The sequence below is a fragment of the Pedobacter suwonensis genome, from assembly GCF_044762335.1.
Taxonomy (GTDB): Bacteria; Bacteroidota; Bacteroidia; order Sphingobacteriales; family Sphingobacteriaceae; genus Pedobacter.
The window spans coordinates 14,524-32,792 of sequence record NZ_JBIWEB010000026.1 but is presented as its reverse complement, the minus strand read 5'-3'; the positions used below and the strand labels follow the sequence as shown (position 1 = coordinate 32,792).

The 18,269-nt window shown below is 40.1% G+C and carries 15 protein-coding genes; 12 read left to right on the top strand and 3 right to left on the bottom strand.

Features of this window, described 5'->3' with window-relative positions:
* Positions 1–15 precede the first annotated feature (15 nt).
* The 10 genes from ACIQXP_RS23790 to ACIQXP_RS23745 all read left to right on the top strand — a co-directional run bounded on the left by ACIQXP_RS23790 (position 16) and on the right by ACIQXP_RS23745 (position 9,541).
* A complete protein-coding gene (locus ACIQXP_RS23790) occupies positions 16–1,146 on the top strand; it encodes an aspartate aminotransferase family protein (protein ID WP_293742618.1) in 1,131 nt (376 codons plus the stop codon).
* 158 nt (positions 1,147–1,304) lie between these two features.
* Positions 1,305–2,276, top strand: coding sequence for a Rossmann-fold NAD(P)-binding domain-containing protein (locus tag ACIQXP_RS23785; RefSeq protein WP_387508285.1), 972 nt, complete (start codon positions 1,305–1,307; stop codon positions 2,274–2,276).
* 68 nt (positions 2,277–2,344) lie between these two features.
* Positions 2,345–3,133 (top strand): acetylglutamate kinase, encoded by a 789-nt coding sequence (argB, locus tag ACIQXP_RS23780; RefSeq protein ID WP_387508283.1) that lies wholly within the window; start codon positions 2,345–2,347, stop codon positions 3,131–3,133.
* Positions 3,134–3,348: 215 nt separating this feature from the next.
* Positions 3,349–4,161: a pyrroline-5-carboxylate reductase gene (gene proC, locus ACIQXP_RS23775; protein WP_387508281.1), complete on the top strand. Its 813-nt coding sequence runs from the start codon at positions 3,349–3,351 to the stop codon at positions 4,159–4,161.
* A gap of 66 nt (positions 4,162–4,227) precedes the next feature.
* A complete protein-coding gene (locus tag ACIQXP_RS23770; protein ID WP_387508279.1) occupies positions 4,228–5,295 on the top strand; it encodes a M20 family metallo-hydrolase in 1,068 nt (355 codons plus the stop codon).
* A gap of 128 nt (positions 5,296–5,423) precedes the next feature.
* Positions 5,424–5,645: a DUF433 domain-containing protein gene (locus ACIQXP_RS23765; RefSeq protein WP_090765191.1), complete on the top strand. Its 222-nt coding sequence runs from the start codon at positions 5,424–5,426 to the stop codon at positions 5,643–5,645.
* Positions 5,645–5,977 (top strand): DUF5615 family PIN-like protein, encoded by a 333-nt coding sequence (locus tag ACIQXP_RS23760; RefSeq protein ID WP_387508277.1) that lies wholly within the window; start codon positions 5,645–5,647, stop codon positions 5,975–5,977. Before ACIQXP_RS23765 ends, ACIQXP_RS23760 begins: the two co-directional genes overlap by 1 nt.
* A gap of 55 nt (positions 5,978–6,032) precedes the next feature.
* Positions 6,033–7,364, top strand: coding sequence for an argininosuccinate lyase (gene argH, locus ACIQXP_RS23755; protein ID WP_387508275.1), 1,332 nt, complete (start codon positions 6,033–6,035; stop codon positions 7,362–7,364).
* 1 nt (position 7,365) lies between these two features.
* Positions 7,366–8,619, top strand: coding sequence for a pyridoxal phosphate-dependent aminotransferase (locus ACIQXP_RS23750; protein ID WP_387508273.1), 1,254 nt, complete (start codon positions 7,366–7,368; stop codon positions 8,617–8,619).
* Positions 8,620–8,689: 70 nt separating this feature from the next.
* The gene (locus tag ACIQXP_RS23745) at positions 8,690–9,541 is read left to right on the top strand and encodes a hypothetical protein (RefSeq protein ID WP_293742610.1); all 852 of its coding nucleotides are present in this window, start codon (positions 8,690–8,692) and stop codon (positions 9,539–9,541) included.
* Positions 9,542–9,908: 367 nt separating this feature from the next.
* On the opposite strand, the gene ACIQXP_RS23740 is transcribed toward ACIQXP_RS23745, so the two are convergent.
* Together ACIQXP_RS23740 and ACIQXP_RS23735 are read right to left on the bottom strand one after the other, a co-directional pair.
* Positions 9,909–11,333, bottom strand: a complete 1,425-nt coding sequence (locus ACIQXP_RS23740; RefSeq protein WP_387508270.1) for an RtcB family protein — start codon at positions 11,331–11,333, stop codon at positions 9,909–9,911.
* 62 nt (positions 11,334–11,395) lie between these two features.
* The gene (locus tag ACIQXP_RS23735) at positions 11,396–12,493 is read right to left on the bottom strand and encodes a slipin family protein (RefSeq protein WP_387508268.1); all 1,098 of its coding nucleotides are present in this window, start codon (positions 12,491–12,493) and stop codon (positions 11,396–11,398) included.
* Positions 12,494–13,516: 1,023 nt separating this feature from the next.
* Here ACIQXP_RS23735 and ACIQXP_RS23730 point away from each other — a divergent pair.
* Positions 13,517–14,563 (top strand): helix-turn-helix transcriptional regulator, encoded by a 1,047-nt coding sequence (locus ACIQXP_RS23730; protein ID WP_387508266.1) that lies wholly within the window; start codon positions 13,517–13,519, stop codon positions 14,561–14,563.
* A gap of 60 nt (positions 14,564–14,623) precedes the next feature.
* The gene (locus tag ACIQXP_RS23725) at positions 14,624–16,141 is read left to right on the top strand and encodes a glycoside hydrolase family 32 protein (protein ID WP_293742606.1); all 1,518 of its coding nucleotides are present in this window, start codon (positions 14,624–14,626) and stop codon (positions 16,139–16,141) included.
* Between the two features lie 140 nt (positions 16,142–16,281).
* Here the strand turns inward: ACIQXP_RS23725 and ACIQXP_RS23720 are convergent, their stop codons facing one another.
* The gene (locus ACIQXP_RS23720) at positions 16,282–17,865 is read right to left on the bottom strand and encodes a peptide chain release factor 3 (RefSeq protein WP_387508264.1); all 1,584 of its coding nucleotides are present in this window, start codon (positions 17,863–17,865) and stop codon (positions 16,282–16,284) included.
* Positions 17,866–18,269: the final 404 nt, after the last annotated feature.

The following is an 18,269-nucleotide window of genomic DNA, read 5'->3' as shown; positions in this document are numbered from 1 at the left end:
CTTATACCTCAAAAGATGCAACTATTCGACGTTTATCCACTTAATGATATAGAAATTACCAAAGCAGCCGGCAGTAATGTTTGGGATGCCAACGGACAACAATATTTAGATTTATATGGCGGACACGCTGTAATTTCTATTGGGCATACCAACCCCCATTATGTAAGCCGTTTAACCGATCAGTTAAACAAAGTTGGCTTTTATTCAAATTCGGTGAAAATTCCTTTGCAGGTACAACTAGCTGAAAAGCTGGGCGAAGTATCGGGGAAAAAAGATTTCCAATTGTTTTTATGTAACTCAGGAGCAGAAGCCAACGAAAATGCACTTAAACTCGCTTCGTTTTACAACGGCAGAAAAAAGGTAATTGCTTTTACCGGTGCTTTCCACGGACGTACCTCTTTAGCCGTTGCGGTAACCGATAACCCAAAAATTGTAGCGCCGGTTAATCAGACTGAAAACGTGATCTTCTTGCCGCATAATAATGAGGTGGCTTTAGAAGAAACTTTTAAAGCGCAGGGCAGTGAGATTTCTGCGGTAATTATCGAAGGTATACAGGGTGTTGGCGGAATTAAAGAGGCATCAAAAAGTTTTCTTCAAAAAATCCGTTCACTATGCGATGAGTATAATGCTGTTTATATTGCTGATTCAGTGCAATGTGGTTATGGCAGAACAGGTTTGTTTTATTCGCACGATTGGGCAGGCGTAGAGGCCGATGTATATACCATGGCAAAAGGTATGGGTAATGGTTTTCCGGTAGCCGGAATTGCTATTGCTCCTAAATTTAAGCCATGGCACGGAGAGTTAGGTACAACTTTCGGGGGTAACCATTTAGCCTGTGCTGCGGCGTTAGCGGTTTTAGAAGTGATGGAAAAAGACAACCTGATGAAAAATGCCGAAGAAGTTGGAGATTACTTAATTGCTGAATTAAAGAAATTTGAGCAGGTAAAGCAAGTTCGTGGCCGTGGTTTAATGATTGGCATTGAATTACCGGAAGAACTAGCGCATGTTAAAAAAGAGCTTTTGTTTAAGCACTTCATTTTTACCGGCGAAGCAAAACCGAATGTAATCCGTTTACTGCCGGCATTAAACTTAACCAAAGCATATGCTGATGAGTTTTTGGAGGCGTTTGGGAAGTTGGTAAAATAGGCAGAGGGCGGGAAGCCAAAAGGACGAAAAGTGAAGATGGAAACCCAAAACTTTAATATAAATCAAGCGGTGATAATCGCATTTTATAAATTTTTGAGTGTTGGAAGGTTGTCAGAAAACCTTCAGCCTTTCAACCCTCAACCTTTAACCTCAAAAAAATGAAGTTGTTCACTTCCGTAAACGATGTTCCAAACATCAAGCAATTTGTAACTGATGCATTGGCATTAAAAGCCAATCCTTATGGACATCAGCATTTAGGTAAGAACAAAACCCTGGGTTTGGTTTTTATGAACCCCAGCTTACGTACGCGTTTAAGCACGCAAAAAGCAGCCTTAAATTTAGGGATGAATGTGATGGTGATGAACCTGGATAAAGAGGGCTGGGCATTGGAGACGCAGGATGGTGTGGTGATGAATGGTTCTACAGTAGAACATATTCGTGAAGCTGCTGCGGTTATGGGACAATATTGTGATATTTTAGGCTTGCGTTCTTTTCCGAAACTGAATAACCGCGAGGAAGATTATAGTGAAGATTTTTTTAACAAGTTTGTAAAATACTGTGCTGTGCCGGTAATGAGTTTGGAGAGTGCCACACGCCACCCTTTGCAGAGTTTTGCTGATATTATTACCATTCATGAAACCTGGACAAAGAAACCTGACGGTCGAAAACCCAAGGTAGTTTTAGCCTGGGCACCTCATGTAAAGGCTTTACCCCAAGCCGTTCCTAATTCTTTTGCCGAGTGGATGTGTAAAGCGCAGACAGAAGGAATGATCGATTTTACGATTGCGCAACCAGAAGGTTATGAACTTGCTGAAGATTTCACACCAGGTGCAAGGATTGAATACAATTTAGAAGAAGCCCTGGTTGGTGCCGATTATGTGTACGTGAAAAACTGGAGCAGCTACAAAGAATACGGAAAGGTGTTAACTTATCCGGACGGCTGGATGATGAATAACGAAAAGTTAAAAATCACCAACGATGCAAAGGTGATGCATTGCTTACCTGTGCGTCGTGATCTGGAATTATCGTCAGAAATTTTGGATGGTCCAAACTCATTGGTAATTCATGAGGCGGGAAACCGCCTATGGGCAGCACAAGCTGTGATTAAAGCCGTGCTGGAAGAATTGTAAAAGCAGAAAGACTAAAGCTAAAAGACCAAAGCTTTCAGCATTTTGCTTTAAGCTTTAAGCGCAATAAAATGAAACAACTTACAATCATAAAAATAGGTGGAAACGTAATCGATCATTCAGAAAAACTGCATCGGTTTCTACTGGATTTTACGGCATTGCCGGGAGATAAAATTTTAGTGCATGGCGGGGGGAAAATTGCAACTGAACTAGGAGAATCGCTAGGCATTGAAGCCAAAATGGTTGAAGGCAGAAGAATTACCGATATCGAAACCCTCCGCATTGTAACGATGGTTTATGCCGGACTAATCAATAAAAACATGGTTGCCCAATTGCAGGCCAAGGGTATCAATGCCATTGGGTTAAGCGGTGCTGATGGCAATGTTATCCAGGCAAAAAAACGTCCGGTTAAAGATATCGATTATGGTTTTGTAGGTGATCTAGATGAAACTTCAGTATCAGGAAACACATTAGATAACTTATTGAAAGTGGGATTGGTTCCTGTTTTATGTGCCATTACACATGATGGCGATACGCAACTTTTAAATACCAATGCCGATACCATTGCTTCGTCTGTAGCGGTGGCGATGTCAGCCTTATACGAAACACAATTGGTGTACTGCTTTGAGAAAAAAGGAGTACTAAAGGATGTGAACGATGATGCCACTGTGGTAAGGGAAATTAAGGCAGAAGAGTTTGATGGCCTAAAGGCTGATGGAACGGTAGCCGGTGGGATGATTCCAAAACTGCACAATGCTTTTGAAGCCATTAAAAAGGGTGTTTCTGCCGTCTATGTTGGAAAAGCTGATGAACTTGCTGGATTGGCTACAGGTACTTTTGGTACCAAAATGCTGAAGTAAGGCGGAAGGTAATAAGGTTGAAGGTAGAGGGTGAGACATTGCATGGAAAAGTGGCTGATAATATGCTGTTTTTGCATAATAAACCTGATAATAGCGAACACGCAGTGCAACGAAGTAAAGCGGATAGCAGGAAATGCCGTTAAATAGCCTTACTGAAATTGCTTTACTAAAAATGAAAAGCTGTATTAACAATCTGAAACAAACCATAATCAACCATGAATAAAAAAATAGCCATCATTGGTAGCGGGAACATCGGTTTATCCTTAGCGAAAGGTTTGGTTAAAGCCAGCTTTGCCCAGGCTGCCGACATTACCCTTACCCGTAGAAATACCGACCATTTAAAGTCTTTTTCCGAAGCCGGCTTTAAAGTTAGTAATAATAATAAACAAGCTGTGGTTGATGCAGAGGTGGTAATCCTTGCCATTCTGCCCCAGCAGTTAAATACGGTTTTAGACGAAATTCAAACTTCAATTGTTCAGGCTAAACATCTGGTGATTTCGGTAATTTCGGGTGTGAGCTGTGCGGCTGTGAGGGAAAAATTAGGAGAGGGTGTTGAAGTGGTTCGCGTAATGCCAAATACAGCAATTGCGATCGGTCAATCTATGACTTGCATGGCGAGCGATAATGCATCAGCAGAAAATATGACTGAAGTAACCAAAATGTTCGAAACTGTTGGGTCTGTTGTGAAGATTAATGAAGATTTAATGACTTCTGCGACAGCGCTTTGTGCTTGCGGGATTGCTTTTTTCTTGAGGGCCATCAGGGCTGCATCGCAAGGTGGTGTTGAAATTGGTTTTCATGCAGATGAAGCTTTAAAAATGGCTGTTCAGACCGCCAAAGGTGCTGCCGATTTGCTTTTATTACATGGAACACACCCGGAATCAGAAATAGATAAGGTAACTTCGCCGAAAGGTTGTACCATTGCCGGCTTAAATGAAATGGAACATAACGGTTTTAGTTCATCGTTGATAAAAGGCATTAAACTTTCGGCACTAAAAGCCGGGAATTTGTACACAAACGAAGGTTAAAGGTGTAAGGTAGAAGGTGTAGGGTTTTAACGCTATCCTGATACTTGATACTAACTACTAAATACTATGTTGTTAGAAAATATACAAAAGGAAAGCCTGGAATTATTGCGGCAATTGATTCGCATCCAGTCTTTTAGTAAAGAAGAAGACCGGACTGCTAATTTAATAGCCCAGTTTTTGGAAGAGAGAGGGGTTAAAACCCACCGCAAGATGAATAACGTTTGGGCCTATAACAAGCATTTTGATGCCCATAAGCCAACTTTATTGTTAAACTCACACCACGATACGGTTAAACCAAATTCGGGTTATACGCGCGATCCATACGATGCCGCAATTGAAGGGGATAAACTTTTTGGCCTGGGTAGTAATGATGCTGGTGGCTGTCTGGTTTCCTTAATCGGAACATTTTTATACTATTACAAGCAGGAAAATTTAAAATATAACATCTGTTTGGCCGCCACAGCCGAGGAAGAAATCTCAGGCAATAACGGCCTGGAACTGGTACTGCCTGATTTAGGTGAGCTTGAATTTGGTATTGTAGGCGAACCAACAGAAATGAATTTAGCTATCGCTGAGCGCGGTTTGCTGGTGTTGGATTGTGTATCGCACGGAAAGGCCGGACATGCGGCGCGGGAAGAAGGGGAGAATGCCATTTATAAGGCATTAAAAGATATAGAATGGTTCAGGAACTACCAGTTTCCTAAAGTGTCGGAAGTTTTTGGCCCGCTGAAAATGACGGTAACGATCATTAATGCGGGTTCGCAGCATAATGTGGTGCCGGCCAATTGTACTTTTACAGTTGATGTACGCGTAACCGATGCATATACCAATGAAGAGGTGTTAGAAATTATCCGTGCAAATGTAGATTGTGATGTCACTCCACGGTCTATCCGTTTAAAGCCTTCATCAATTGATAAAAACCATCCTGTTGTGCAGACTGGTGTAGCATTGGGGAGAACCACTTATGGCTCACCTACTACTTCCGATCAAGCGCTGCTGGATATTCCATCGGTAAAATGTGGCCCCGGTTTTTCGGGCCGCTCACACATGGCCGATGAATTTTTGTATGTTAGAGAAGTTGCAGAAGGGGTGGAAGGATATGTGAATATGTTGAAGCCAGTTGTGCAAGGTTGAAGGTAGAGGGTTTTAAGGTTGATGGTTTTGATTCTGTGAAAGCTCAAAGAACACTGAGGTAAAAACAGTATAACTCAGCGCTCTATGCGTTAAACGAAAATGCTTTAAATAATGTTTATATTTGGGATATGAACACCTACGCTAATTTTATCGAGATTAATGCCGATAAACGGTTCGGTCGGCCATGTATAATCGGGACTAGAATTGCTGTTTACGATGTTTTAAACTGGTTTGCGAACGGAATGACCTTGGAACAGATTTTGGAAGATTTTGATGAATTGACCGAAGCACAAGTTTTAGCTTGTTTGGCCTACGCTGCCGATCGGGAACACAAAATACGGGTTGCCTAGTGAAATTACTATTTGATCAGAATATTTCTTTCCGAGTTATTAAGCTTATTCAGTTCGCTTTTCCGCAGAGTGAGCAGATTAGGAAATTAAATCTGGAGAATAAATCGGATAAGGAGATCTGGACATTTGCTGGCCAAAATGGTTTTACGATTGTTACTTTTGATGCCGATTTTTATGAGTTTTCTAATTTGTACGGGCACCCGCCGAAAATAATTTGGCTCAGAACGGGCAACAACACAACGCTATCAATACCACAGATACTTCTAACAAAAAAAGAATTAATAATAGAATTTATAAAACAAGCAGAATTTTCTTGTTTAGAAATTCAATAAAAACTTAGTGTGCTTTGCGAAAAACCAAGCACTCCTCGCGGTTAAATAAATTAAAATGAAAATTTGGCAAAAAAATATTGATGTAAATCAGTTTGTAGAACATTTCACTGTAGGTAAAGACCGTGAGCTTGATCTGCAAATGGCAAAATTTGATGTACTGGGTTCACTGGCGCATACTGAAATGTTGGAAACGATAAATTTGCTTACCGCAGAAGAGTTAAAAACCGTTCAGCAGGAATTGAAAAATATTTACGCTGAGATTGAAGCGGGTAACTTTACGATTGAAGATACGGTGGAAGATGTACACTCGCAGGTAGAATGGTTGCTCACACAACGCATAGGCGAAGCAGGTAAAAAAATCCACAGCGGCCGTTCACGTAATGATCAGGTTTTGGTCGATTTAAAACTGTTTTTCCGTGCCTGTATTGAAGATATGGTTAACCAGACGGCTACGTTGTTTAATCAGTTAATCGAATTGAGCAATGCCCATAAAGATAAATTATTGCCAGGTTATACGCATTTACAGATTGCCATGCCTTCCTCATTTGGCTTATGGTTTGGTGCTTATGCCGAAAGCCTTGCCGATGATATGGAACTAATGCTGGCTGCCTGGAAAATCACCAATAAAAATCCATTAGGCTCTGCAGCAGGTTACGGCTCATCATTCCCGTTAAACAGAACATTAACTACCCAACTGTTGGGTTTTGAAAGCCTAAACTATAATGTGGTTTATGCACAAATGGGGCGTGGTAAAACCGAAAGAATCCTGGCGCAGGCCATGAGCGCTGTTGCCGCAACACTTGCAAAAATGGCTATGGATGTTTGCCTCTTCATTAATCAGAATTTCGGCTTTATTAGTTTTCCGCCGGAATTGACAACAGGTTCGAGCATTATGCCACACAAAAAGAATCCTGATGTTTTTGAACTGATCCGTTCGCGCTGTAATAAAATTCAGGCTTTGCCAAATGAAATTGCGATGATGATTACCAATCTGCCATCAGGCTATCACCGCGATTTACAACTATTAAAAGAAAATCTTTTCCCTGCCATTACTTCGCTTAATGAGTGTCTGGAAATCGCAACCTTTATGTTTCAGAACATCACCATAAAGGATGATATTTTAAAAGATAAAAAATACGATTACCTGTTCAGTGTTGAAGTGGTTAATGACCTTGCGTTACAAGGCGTGCCATTTAGAGAAGCTTATAAAATAGTTGGCGAGCAAATTGAAAGTGGTACATTTGCCCCATCTAGCCAGATACATCATACACACGAAGGAAGCATCGGTAACCTTTGCAATGAGCAGATTTCGGCAGCAATGCAGGATGTTCTGTCTCAGTTTGGTTTTGAAAAAGTGAATAAAGCAATAGCAGATTTAATAGTATAATATGAAAGTTTCAGTAATAGCCAATTCATTAATTGGATCAGAGATTATAAAAATTGGTAACGAAGTTAACGAAATGAAGCGCAAAGGTGCATCTATCGCTAACCTGACCATTGGCGATTTTGATTCAAATATTTATCCAATCCCAGCTGAGTTAAAGGCAGGAATTGTGGAAGCGTATAATGCCAATCAAACCAATTACCCGCCTGCAGATGGTGTTTTGCAATTACGAGAAACAGTTTCTGAATTATTAAAAGACAGATTTGGATTAGCGTATAATACAAATAGCATTTTAGTTTCAGGTGGTTCGCGGCCTTTAATTTATGCTACTTTTCTGGCATTGATTGATCCGGGTGATACCGTAGTGTTTCCCGCTCCATCATGGAACAATAACCACTACTGCCATTTAACATCGGCAAATGCTATTGCAGTTGAAACCGACGCAGCCCATAACTTTATGCCAACTGCGGCGCAGTTAAAACCGCATTTAAAAGGGGCAACATTATTGGCCCTTTGCTCGCCTTTAAACCCAACGGGCACCATGTTCGATGCTAATGCCCTGGCTGAGATTTGTGATGCTGTTTTAGAGGAAAATGCAACAAGGGGAGCGGACGAAAAGCCGCTTTACCTGATGTACGATCAGATTTATTCGCTTTTAACTTTTGATAAAGAACACGTAAATCCGGTTTCGCTCCGCCCGGAAATGAAACCGTTTACCATTTTTGTAGATGGTAGTTCTAAATGCCTGGCTGCAACGGGTGTACGTGTAGGCTGGGGCTTTGGTCCGGAAGATATTGTAAACAGGATGAAAGCGCTGGTAGGCCATATGGGTGCCTGGGCGCCAAAAGCAGAGCAGGTTGCAATGTCTAACTATTTTAACAATAAGCCTCAGGTTGATGCTTTTTTGACCAGCTTCAAAGCACAAATCCAGGATAGTTTAAATGCACTCTACAATGGTTTTAATGATTTAAAGGCTGAAGGTTTTAATGTAGATGCAGTAGAACCTATGGGTGCCATTTATCTAACCATTAAAATTGATTATATAGGTAAAACAACCAAAGATGGTCAGCTTTTAAAAGATAGTGCAGATGTTAACTTTTATTTAATTAAAGAAGCCGGAGCTGCTCTGGTACCGTTCTCGGCATTCGGAAATGAGCATAGTATGCCATGGTTCCGGGCGTCAGTTGGGGCTTGTACTTTACAGGATATAAAAGACATGCTGCCGAGGATAAAACTGGCATTAAGCAAATTGAAATAGAAAATCTGAACACTCCATCAAACAAATTGCATGATGGAGTGTTCAGATAAAAATCTCATTTCTCGCTTATATGGAACCAAAATACACGCCTCAGGGTTACGCTTCTACATCAGCTATCCTTACTACACTTGCCATTGGTATATTGGCATCACTCATTCTTCCGGTTTTCTACATTATCCTCGGAAGGCTTATTCCCAATATTTGGTTCATCGCCATTATTGCTTTTCTTTTAGGCCTGGGTTTAGGGTTTTTTATTGATCTTGGGGTTAAGATCGGAAAACTCAGGAATAAAAAGATCGTTACCATTATTGCAATTTTTTGTGGCTTATTTGCCTTTTATGTTCAATGGGTATTGTTTGATACTTTAGCCTATAGTAGGAAAGGTTTTACTTTCAACCTGAATGGCGATGATTTAAAGTTTTTGGCTCAAGACTTCTTTTTCCTTTTTACGCATCCCCATATTTTATTTCAGGAAATTATTAATATGAATGAAATAGGTACATTCCGCATCAGCGGAACAGGTACCATTAGCGGTGTACTGTTATGGATAATTTGGGCCGGTGAATTTATCGTTATTCTGGGAGGTGCAATATTTGGCGTTTTGAATGGTCAGGTCATCCATCCCTACTCTGAAATTAATGATAACTGGATGAAAAGGCGAAAAATTACCCATCGCATTCCACTGGTAGAAAATAAAGAAACAATTGTAGAAGCATTAAATCAGCGAAATTTTACGGTTTTACAGGATCAGCCTTCATTAATAAATGCAACTGATTATTCCGAAGTACTGATTTTTGAATTCACTGGCGATCCAACCAAGTACATCAGCGTGGTAAATGTATCAAACCCTACAGGAAAGGCGAAAGATAAAAAATTAAAAAGCATTCTAAAATTTTATCCTCTCGAGAACGCTAATATTTAATTAAAAAATTCTGAACTTTTTGATAACGCAAACTCAATTAATAGAGTGAACTTAAAAAAAATTCAGAAGATATATCCAAGAAGCTGTCGTTACCCTGAACCGAGCCTTAGTGAGCTCACTGAAGGTAATTTATTTCAAGGTCTATGCCGGATAAAGGATGCTGAAATAAATTCAGCATGACGTTTAGGTTCTGAATAGTACCACGATTAAACATAGCATGTATGTGTTAATCGAGCTCTGGTTTATTAGAAAATCCTATTTCAAATTTAAAATCAGATTTCTCTTGTTGGAAAAGGCCTAAAAAACCTCGCAGGTTTGAACCAGCGAGGTTAAATTACATTTTAGACTAAGAACTCCCAACTCAAAACTAATCCTCTCTGCTTCCATCATCCGCCATTCTTACCATTTTAGGCTCGAATTTAGCCACTACATCAACCAGTTCAGTTTGTGCCGCCATTACTTTATGGATGTCTTTATATGCCATAGGTGCTTCGTCTATACCTGCGCCGATCACGGTCACATTGTGGTCTTTCAAAATGGCTTTCATATCTGATTTGGTGATCGATTGGATCGCTTTCGTCCTGCTCATTTGTCTACCGGCACCATGGGATGCTGAATTGATTGCACTGGTTTCGCCTTTTCCACGCACCAGAAATCCTGGCGCCGTCATACTGCCGGGGATTATCCCCATTACACCCTTACCGGCAGGTGTAGCCCCTTTTCGGTGAACAATTACTTCCTCTCCATTGATCAACTCTTTCCATGCAAAATTATGGTGGTTTTCTACCTTGGCTAAAACCTTTGCACCAATGGCTTTGGTTAATCTTTTATGGATCACCTCGTGACAAGCAGAGGCATAATCACCAGCCAAATTCATGGCTATCCAATACTCCTGGCCTTCAGCAGTATTCAGGTCTAAATAAGCCAGGTTTGCAGCCTCTTTCGGGAGTTTGCAAATCTCTTTAGCCAGTTTGGTATAATGACCAGCGATGGTAGCGCCCAAACCGCGCGAACCGGAGTGGGTTAATAAAGCTACATAACGACCTTTATCAATATTTAAAACTTCGTCGCGGTCGGCAAAATCAATAATCCCCCATTCTACAAAATGGTTACCCCCGCCTGATGTACCCAATTGTGCCCAGGCTTTCCCATGTAAATTTTTCAGAAAAGTGGTGGAGTTGAAAGCTTCGTGATCCAATACTTCGTGTTCGGCTCTTTCCAAACCCCTAAACTCTCTGCCTGCACCAAATTTAGTAAAAGCAATCAGTTCCCGTTTGAACATGGCATCTTTACCGAAATAATGTTTTTCCGGAATATCAAAAATGCTCAGGGCCATTCGGCAGCCAATATCAACACCCACACCATAAGGAATAATGGCATTTTTTGTAGCCAGTACACCACCTATAGGCAAACCATAACCTTGATGTGCATCGGGCATTAAAGCACCCGCTACCGATACCGGTAATTTCATGGCAATATCCATTTGGTTTCTGGCACCTTCTTCAATATAATCAGAACCAAATACCGCGTAGGGTGTGGCATGGTTCACCAGTTCAATGGTTTCGTCTTTTGGTATATTGGCCTCTTCAATCATCGCTGTGGCCAATGGTTTTAAAACCGGATCATCCAAAAAACTTTCCGGGTAATCTTTAACTTTTTTAAATAAAGCCAGCAATTCTTTTTCTTCTGTATCTGTGAAATTTGCCTTCAAAATCTCCAAGGCCATGCCTAGTATTTTCCCTTCGGAATAACCTATTTCGATCAGGTTGCTTCCTGTTATGTTGTTTTTCATTTTATTCTTCATTAATCCCCGGCAGGCAACATGCACCTAACCGAGGGGTTTCTCAATTTAATTTATTTTACGAAGATTTGCTTCAATTGATCCACAATCTGCCCGCTGCCAGATAAGCTGATGTTATTGATTTTTTCTGCGATTTTCTCCACATATTCCATCTCCTTCAACTTATACAACATCGAATTTTCTTCCATTAATTTGGCAGTATTTAGCAAACTTCTGGTTGAAGCCGTTTCTTCTCTCCTGGTAATGATGTTGGCTTGCGCTCTTTTCTCGGCAATTAAAACCTGGTTCATAATCTCCTTCACATCGCCTGGCAAAATAATATCTTTAACACCGCAGTTAATTAATTTTACACCCAAATCGGTTGCTTTAGCTAAAGTTAAATCCATTACTTGTGCGGCAATTCTCTCTTTGCCTTCCATCAACTCATCAAAGGTCATTAAGCCAACTGATTCCCGTAAGGCCAATTGCATCGTGATATACAATTGCTTATCAAAATCTTTGTTATCCAATAAGGCTTTGATAATGTCATCAACTTGATATTGAATACTGAAGTTTACCCTCAATTGTGCTTTATCCTTAGTTAAGATCTCTTGTCCGATAATCTCCATATTCAATTGCCTCATATCGGTTTTTAAAACTTGAATCGTAGTGGCATTTTTCCAGTAAACATAGTTTCCGGCTTCCATTATCCTTTCAAATTTGCCATCAACAAATAACAATGCTTTTTCGAAAGACTCCACTTTGAAGGCCCTGATATAATTTAATAAAGGAGCTTTCTCTAACAAATTTTTATCAACCGTCTCATCAATGTTGATGTTACTAATATCAACTCTGACAAAGTGATAGGCAGACAAACCTTTCCAGATGGCATGCTTGCCCGCTGTTAACACACTTTTGAAATTTCCATTTCTGTAAACCAGTGCCAACTCATTATCGGCTACATCTACTACATGGACCAGGTTAGTAAAATCAGTGTTTGTTAACAGTACTTCTAGTTCTGCAAGAGTGAAAAAATACTCTTTCCCCATATCGAACAAAGAGATATCTTCTCCAAAACCTAACCAGTAGGTTCCTGAGGTTAATACGTTTTTTAATTTTCCTCTTTTAAACACCAATCCAACATAATTGGTGTTAATGGTTACTCTTTTCATGTTTTTTGATGTTAAGATTTATAATTATTTAATTGTTTTGCTTATAAAGCCTTGTAAAAGCACACTCATCTGGTTTTTGCGGAAATAAATTGAATCCTGATGTGTTTAAGAGTGAAATTATTTTTTCAGTTAGCTGAGATCCGGGGATTGATTCTAACGTTTAAATAACCTGACTTTTAAATCAGTTCGTTCATCGTTTTATTTTCAAAGCAAAAGCAAATTTGCTTGTCAGGAACATAAAAGAATCCTTAAGCAGAATGTGGTTTTACAGGCTAATCAACGAGAAATTTGAAGTATCTCTTCTTTTAAAATGGAACCCTAATCCATTGCACTACCCTTATGCGATTCCAAGGTTGAGTTGGAAGCAGGATTCGAACCTGCACTTTGACGGTTGTTACTCTAACCCCTGAGTTATTCCGGATTGCTCCGGAAGCGGGATTCGAACCCACGACACACAACGTGTTAAGACAAAAACCAGCACCATCCTGACCAGTATATTCCATGCTATCGCACGAATACTTTGGGGCTATTCCGAAACCCTCAACCGGGATCAGTTTGATGTAGTATTGCCATCCCGGTTATTCACCGGAATTTCTTTATATGTAATGATTTACTTAAACTATTTAATTGCTGCCCTTAACCCTGTTCCGCAGATCCGGAACAGGGGCTTCGTATAAAGCGCTGCTCAGAAAATGAGCAGCGCCGTGAGAGCGCGTATTCTAAAGCAGTTTAATTTCTTGTAAATCAGTTATTATTATTAATTTTTTTCAAAGAACTTCATTATCGACCGGCGACATGACAAAGATGCCACCAGCCCTGCGCGGAGGAATTGCGCAGTAAATAAAATTTTAATGATTTTTAGTCAAAAAATTGTTTATCAGTGTTTTAAAATTTATTTTTTGATAAGTTTCATGTTTTAAGTATCAAATTGCGCAATTCTATTGCGCAGTTATAGGTAACTTAGTTATATTTAACCGAAGCATAAACACCAGATTTTTTAACCTACACGCTAATTACCTCAAAATGGCCATCAATAAATTAGCCCTTATTCGTTACAAAACTATCGACGACTGTCTGAGAAACCGCTTTCGCAAATGGACCCTCGATGATCTTATTGAAAAGGTCGCCGAAACGCTGTACGAACTTGAAGGCATAACCAGTGGCGTAAGTAAACGCACCATCCAGGCAGATATCCAGTTGATGAGGAGTGATAAGCTGGGTTATAACGCACCTATTGTGGTAAAAGACAGGCGGTTTTATGCTTATGACGACCCTGGTTTTAGTATCACAAAAGCACCGATCAACCATGCTGATGTTGATAAAATGAAAGAAATTGTGGGGGTGCTGAAACAGTTTAATGCTTTTAATTATTTCGATGAAATGAGCGATATGATTGCCCGTTTGGAGAATAACCTGTATAAATCGACCAAACAGAGCGGAAACAACATTCAGCTGGAAAGTAATAAGCTGGTGAAGGGCCTGGAATGTATCCCGCCGCTTTATCAGGCGGTTTTAAACAAGCGATCGTTGTTAATTGAATATAAATCGTTCAAGGCACAACAGGCACAGCAAGGCATTTATTTCCCCTATCTGTTAAAAGAATACCGTAACCGCTGGTTTTTGATTTGCAAGGCGAAAAAGCGGCCCGGAATATTAAATTTAGCACTCGATAGGATAGTTGAATTTCAGGAATTACCAAACGAACCTTTTATCGCTTATGAAGGAGTGGATTTTGACCGTTATTATGACGATTTAATTGGGGTAACCAAAAGCGAAAGAGACCGCCCACAAAAAGTGATTCTGGAATTTAATAACGATCATGCTCCCTATGTCATTACCAAACCTTTGCATAGCTCGCAGGTCGTGTTGAATAAAAATGCCAGTACGACTACAATCAGAATTGATGTCGTGCTGAATTATGAGTTGGAGCGCGAAATATTGGGTTTTGGAGAATGCGTTAAAGTGCGTTCACCAAGGTTGCTGATTGCTAAAATTAAACGCCGTTTAGAACAGACTTATAAGCAATATGAAGCAACGGATGAACAGCAGGCTGGTGTTCGAAAATCATAAATAGTTAAACGTTTTAGTTATTGGATTCTAATTCGTATTTTAAAGGCTCGAAAACCAATTATGAGCAGAACCAAATATATCCTGTTACTGGTGATCGCTTGTGCGATGAACACCTTTGCACAGCATGCTACTCCGCAATGGCGGCCCAATTACCATTTTACTGCACAGGCAAACTGGCTTAATGATCCAAATGGGTTAATTTACCTGAACGGTGAATACCATTTGTATTACCAGTATAATCCATTCGAAAATAAATGGGGACACATGAGCTGGGGCCATGCAAAAAGTAAAGACCTGGTCAATTGGGAACACCTGCCAGTTGCCATTGCCGAAAAAGTAACCAAAGATACCACCACCATGATTTTTTCTGGTTCGGCAGTTTTGGATAAACAAAATGTAAGTGGTTTAGGCAAGGGCAAAGCGCCAATTCTGGCTTTTTATACAGCTGATTTGCCAAAACAGCATAACGAATCGCAGTATATGGCTTATAGTAATGATGGCGGTTTAACTTTTACCAATTATGTAGAAAATCCCATTATTGATTTAAATAAAAAAGATTTCCGCGACCCAAATGTATGGTGGCATGAAGCTTCTAAACAATGGATTATGACGGTTGCGATGGTTGATGAACACCAGGCCCGGTTTTATGGCTCAAAAAATCTGAAAGACTGGACCATGCTGAGCGATTTTGGCAAGCAGGGCGATCAGGGCAGTGGATGGGAATGTCCTTTCATCGTTCCGCTGGCCGTTGATGGAAACCAGAACAATTTAAAATGGGTGCTGATGATTTCGCTTTTTGGGCCAAAAGGGCCAACCATGCAATATTTTGTGGGTGATTTTGACGGCAAAACGTTTAAGAATGATAACGATGGTCAGTTAACTTTGCTGGTAGATGATGGTGATTCATTTTATGCAGCCATTCCATGGAATAATGCGCCCAATGATAAACGCATCCTTTTGGGCTGGTTGCAGCCTGGCGGTAAAGAAACCTTTCCCTGGAAAGGGCAGATGTCTATCCCGAGGGATTTAGCTTTAAAAACTACGCCTGATGGGGTAAGATTGTTTCAACAGCCAAGTTCGGTTATTGCGGGTAACCTTAAAAAACTTGCACGAAACCGAATAATTTCCAAACAGAATCTGGTTGTTGGTGGCGAAATGAAACTGGGTGAAATCACAAATGCAAACTGGATTGAAGCAGAATTTGATTTAAAAGGTGCTAAAAATACAGGTTTTAAGCTGGCCCAGTTAAAAGACGGACAAGGGAAAGTAATTAAAGAAGTTGAAGTGGGTTACAAGGCTGATAAAAACGAATTGTATGTTGATTGTTCGCGCTCAGAAAAAGGTATTAAAAACGATAAGAATATCGTACAAACGGCAAAAATAAATCCTGTTGCCGGTAAAGTAAACATACAGATCCTGATTGACAAATCATCGCTCGAAGTTTTTGGTAATGGAGGCGAAAAGGTAATTTCGACCATGATTTTCCCGGATGAAAAAGCGACCGGAATTACGGCGTTTTCGAAAGATGGCAGAAGTACGCTAAGCAGTTTAAAAATCTGGGATTTGAGTAGGGAATGATAATTAGCACTGATCGTCATTGCGAGGAGGAACGACGAAGCAATCTTTCAAGCTAACGATTGTTCCTGTAAAGATTGCTTCGTGGGCTGAAAAAGCCTTCTCGCAAAGACGGAAGTCTGCTCCAGACTCCGGATCAAAAACTAGCTCTTAAATTCGCTTGTTTTATGGAATTCGATATCCGGGTAATCCTGTTTGGTTAAATTAATCATATATTCACTATCAGCCAGGTACACCGGGTTAGCCTCTTTATCGAAGCCGATGTGCTGTTGCTTGCGTTTTACAAACTCATCCAACTTCTTTTTATCTTCTGAAGTTACCCAGCTCGAACGGGTATAACTCAGCGTGCGGAAACGGCATTTCGCCCCGTATTCATGCTCTAAACGAAAGTTGATTACCTCGAATTGAAGCTCACCAACCGCGCCAATAACTTTGCGGTTTCCAGGCTGCATCACAAATAACTGTGCTACCCCTTCGTCAGTTAATTGTTCAATTCCTTTTTCCAGCTGTTTGGTGCGCATCGGGTCCATGTTTTCTACCTCTTTAAAAATAGAAGGAGAGAAACTTGGGATTCCTTTAAACTGCAGTTTTTCACCTTCAGTTAAAGTATCACCAATTTTAAAGTTTCCGCTATCATACAAACCCACTACATCACCTGGCCAGGCTTCTTCTACAATACTTTTCTCGTTGGCCATAAAATCCATCGGGTTAGAGAATTTTAGTTTTTTATCCTGACGGGTATGGTAATAGAATTTATTGCGTTCGAATTTACCAGAGCAGATCCTCAAAAATGCAATCCGATCGCGGTGCTTAGGATCTAAGTTGGCGTGTATTTTAAATACAAAACCGCTAAAGTTTTTTTCTTCTACCAGTACATCACGTTCTTCAGCTTCACGGTGACGAGGACTAGGAGCGATATCTATAAAGGTATCTAAAAGCTCTTTAATCCCGAAATTATTGATTGCACTGCCGAAAAATACAGGCGCAACTAAACCATCGGTATATAAATCTTTATCAATTTTGCCGTAAATACCATCAACCAATTCAACATCATCTTTCAGCGTGTTAATTTCATTTTCTTTGAGGTAATCCAGGAGCGAGGTATCGTTCAGGTCATTAACGGCAATAACCGAATCGGTTACTTTAGTTTTATCAGAATTAAATAAATTTAAATGCTTGTTATAAATGCTGTAAACCCCTTTGAAAGTATGTCCCTGTCCAATAGGCCAGGAAAGCGGGCAAAGGCTGATGTTTAGTTTTTCTTCAATTTCATCCAGTAAATCATAAGCTTCTTTACCTTCACGGTCCATTTTGTTGATGAAGATAATTACAGGCGTGTTCCGCATTCGGCAAACCGACATGAGCTTCTCGGTTTGTTCCTCCACACCCTTCACACAATCGACCACTAAAATCACGCTATCCACAGCGGATAAAGTACGGTAGGTATCTTCGGCGAAATCTTTGTGACCCGGAGTGTCCAGAATATTAATACGCTTACCGCTGTATTCGAAACCCATTACTGAGGTGGCAACAGAGATACCCCTTTGCTTTTCAATCTCCATAAAATCGGAGGTATTGCTCTGGTTGGCCTTATTTCTTTTTACTGCGCCAGCGGTGTTGATGGCACCACCAAAAAGCAGAAATTTTTCTGTAAGTGTGGTTTTACCGGCATCGGGGTGGCTAATAATGGCAAAGGTTTTACGTTTTTCTATTTCAGGGTTAAGCATAATAAAATTTTGGGTATAAGAAATGATGAAACCTTGTTAAAGGAATTTAACAGCGATAAGATTTGAATAGTGTTGTTTCATCAGGTTGCAAAGATAGGGAATTTGGTTAACTGTTTTAAGTGGTTAATTGTTTAATTGAAAACTGATTGCAATTTTTAAGATTGAAAAGCAGTGGCAGTGGTTCTTTTGTTATTAGAGCCCTGTTATACACTATAGCTCCGCTTATAGAAACCGGAGGCTGCGGTTCCTGTAAGGTTTATATTGCTTCTGTGGCAGTTCTGTTAAGGTTTTTTGGTTCGCCAATTCAGAAATTATTGCTTAATTAAAGGTTTAGACCAAAAATATCAACTTAAAATTAAAATTTCTCACCAATCATTCTTTAGTTTTGTGCTAAAATGTTTAGC

What these genes read in the sequence shown, in the direction of transcription:
- ACIQXP_RS23790 (WP_293742618.1), top strand. Translation starts at nt 16, where the DNA reads ATGCAACTATTCGACGTTTATCCACTTAATGATATAGAAATTACCAAA.
- ACIQXP_RS23785 (WP_387508285.1), top strand. Translation starts at nt 1,305, where the DNA reads ATGAAGTTGTTCACTTCCGTAAACGATGTTCCAAACATCAAGCAATTT.
- argB (WP_387508283.1), top strand. Translation starts at nt 2,345, where the DNA reads ATGAAACAACTTACAATCATAAAAATAGGTGGAAACGTAATCGATCAT.
- proC (WP_387508281.1), top strand. Translation starts at nt 3,349, where the DNA reads ATGAATAAAAAAATAGCCATCATTGGTAGCGGGAACATCGGTTTATCC.
- ACIQXP_RS23770 (WP_387508279.1), top strand. Translation starts at nt 4,228, where the DNA reads ATGTTGTTAGAAAATATACAAAAGGAAAGCCTGGAATTATTGCGGCAA.
- ACIQXP_RS23765 (WP_090765191.1), top strand. Translation starts at nt 5,424, where the DNA reads ATGAACACCTACGCTAATTTTATCGAGATTAATGCCGATAAACGGTTC.
- argH (WP_387508275.1), top strand. Translation starts at nt 6,033, where the DNA reads ATGAAAATTTGGCAAAAAAATATTGATGTAAATCAGTTTGTAGAACAT.
- ACIQXP_RS23750 (WP_387508273.1), top strand. Translation starts at nt 7,366, where the DNA reads ATGAAAGTTTCAGTAATAGCCAATTCATTAATTGGATCAGAGATTATA.
- ACIQXP_RS23745 (WP_293742610.1), top strand. Translation starts at nt 8,690, where the DNA reads ATGGAACCAAAATACACGCCTCAGGGTTACGCTTCTACATCAGCTATC.
- ACIQXP_RS23740 (WP_387508270.1), bottom strand. Translation starts at nt 11,333, where the DNA reads ATGAAAAACAACATAACAGGAAGCAACCTGATCGAAATAGGTTATTCC.
- ACIQXP_RS23735 (WP_387508268.1), bottom strand. Translation starts at nt 12,493, where the DNA reads ATGAAAAGAGTAACCATTAACACCAATTATGTTGGATTGGTGTTTAAA.
- ACIQXP_RS23730 (WP_387508266.1), top strand. Translation starts at nt 13,517, where the DNA reads ATGGCCATCAATAAATTAGCCCTTATTCGTTACAAAACTATCGACGAC.
- ACIQXP_RS23725 (WP_293742606.1), top strand. Translation starts at nt 14,624, where the DNA reads ATGAGCAGAACCAAATATATCCTGTTACTGGTGATCGCTTGTGCGATG.
- ACIQXP_RS23720 (WP_387508264.1), bottom strand. Translation starts at nt 17,865, where the DNA reads ATGCTTAACCCTGAAATAGAAAAACGTAAAACCTTTGCCATTATTAGC.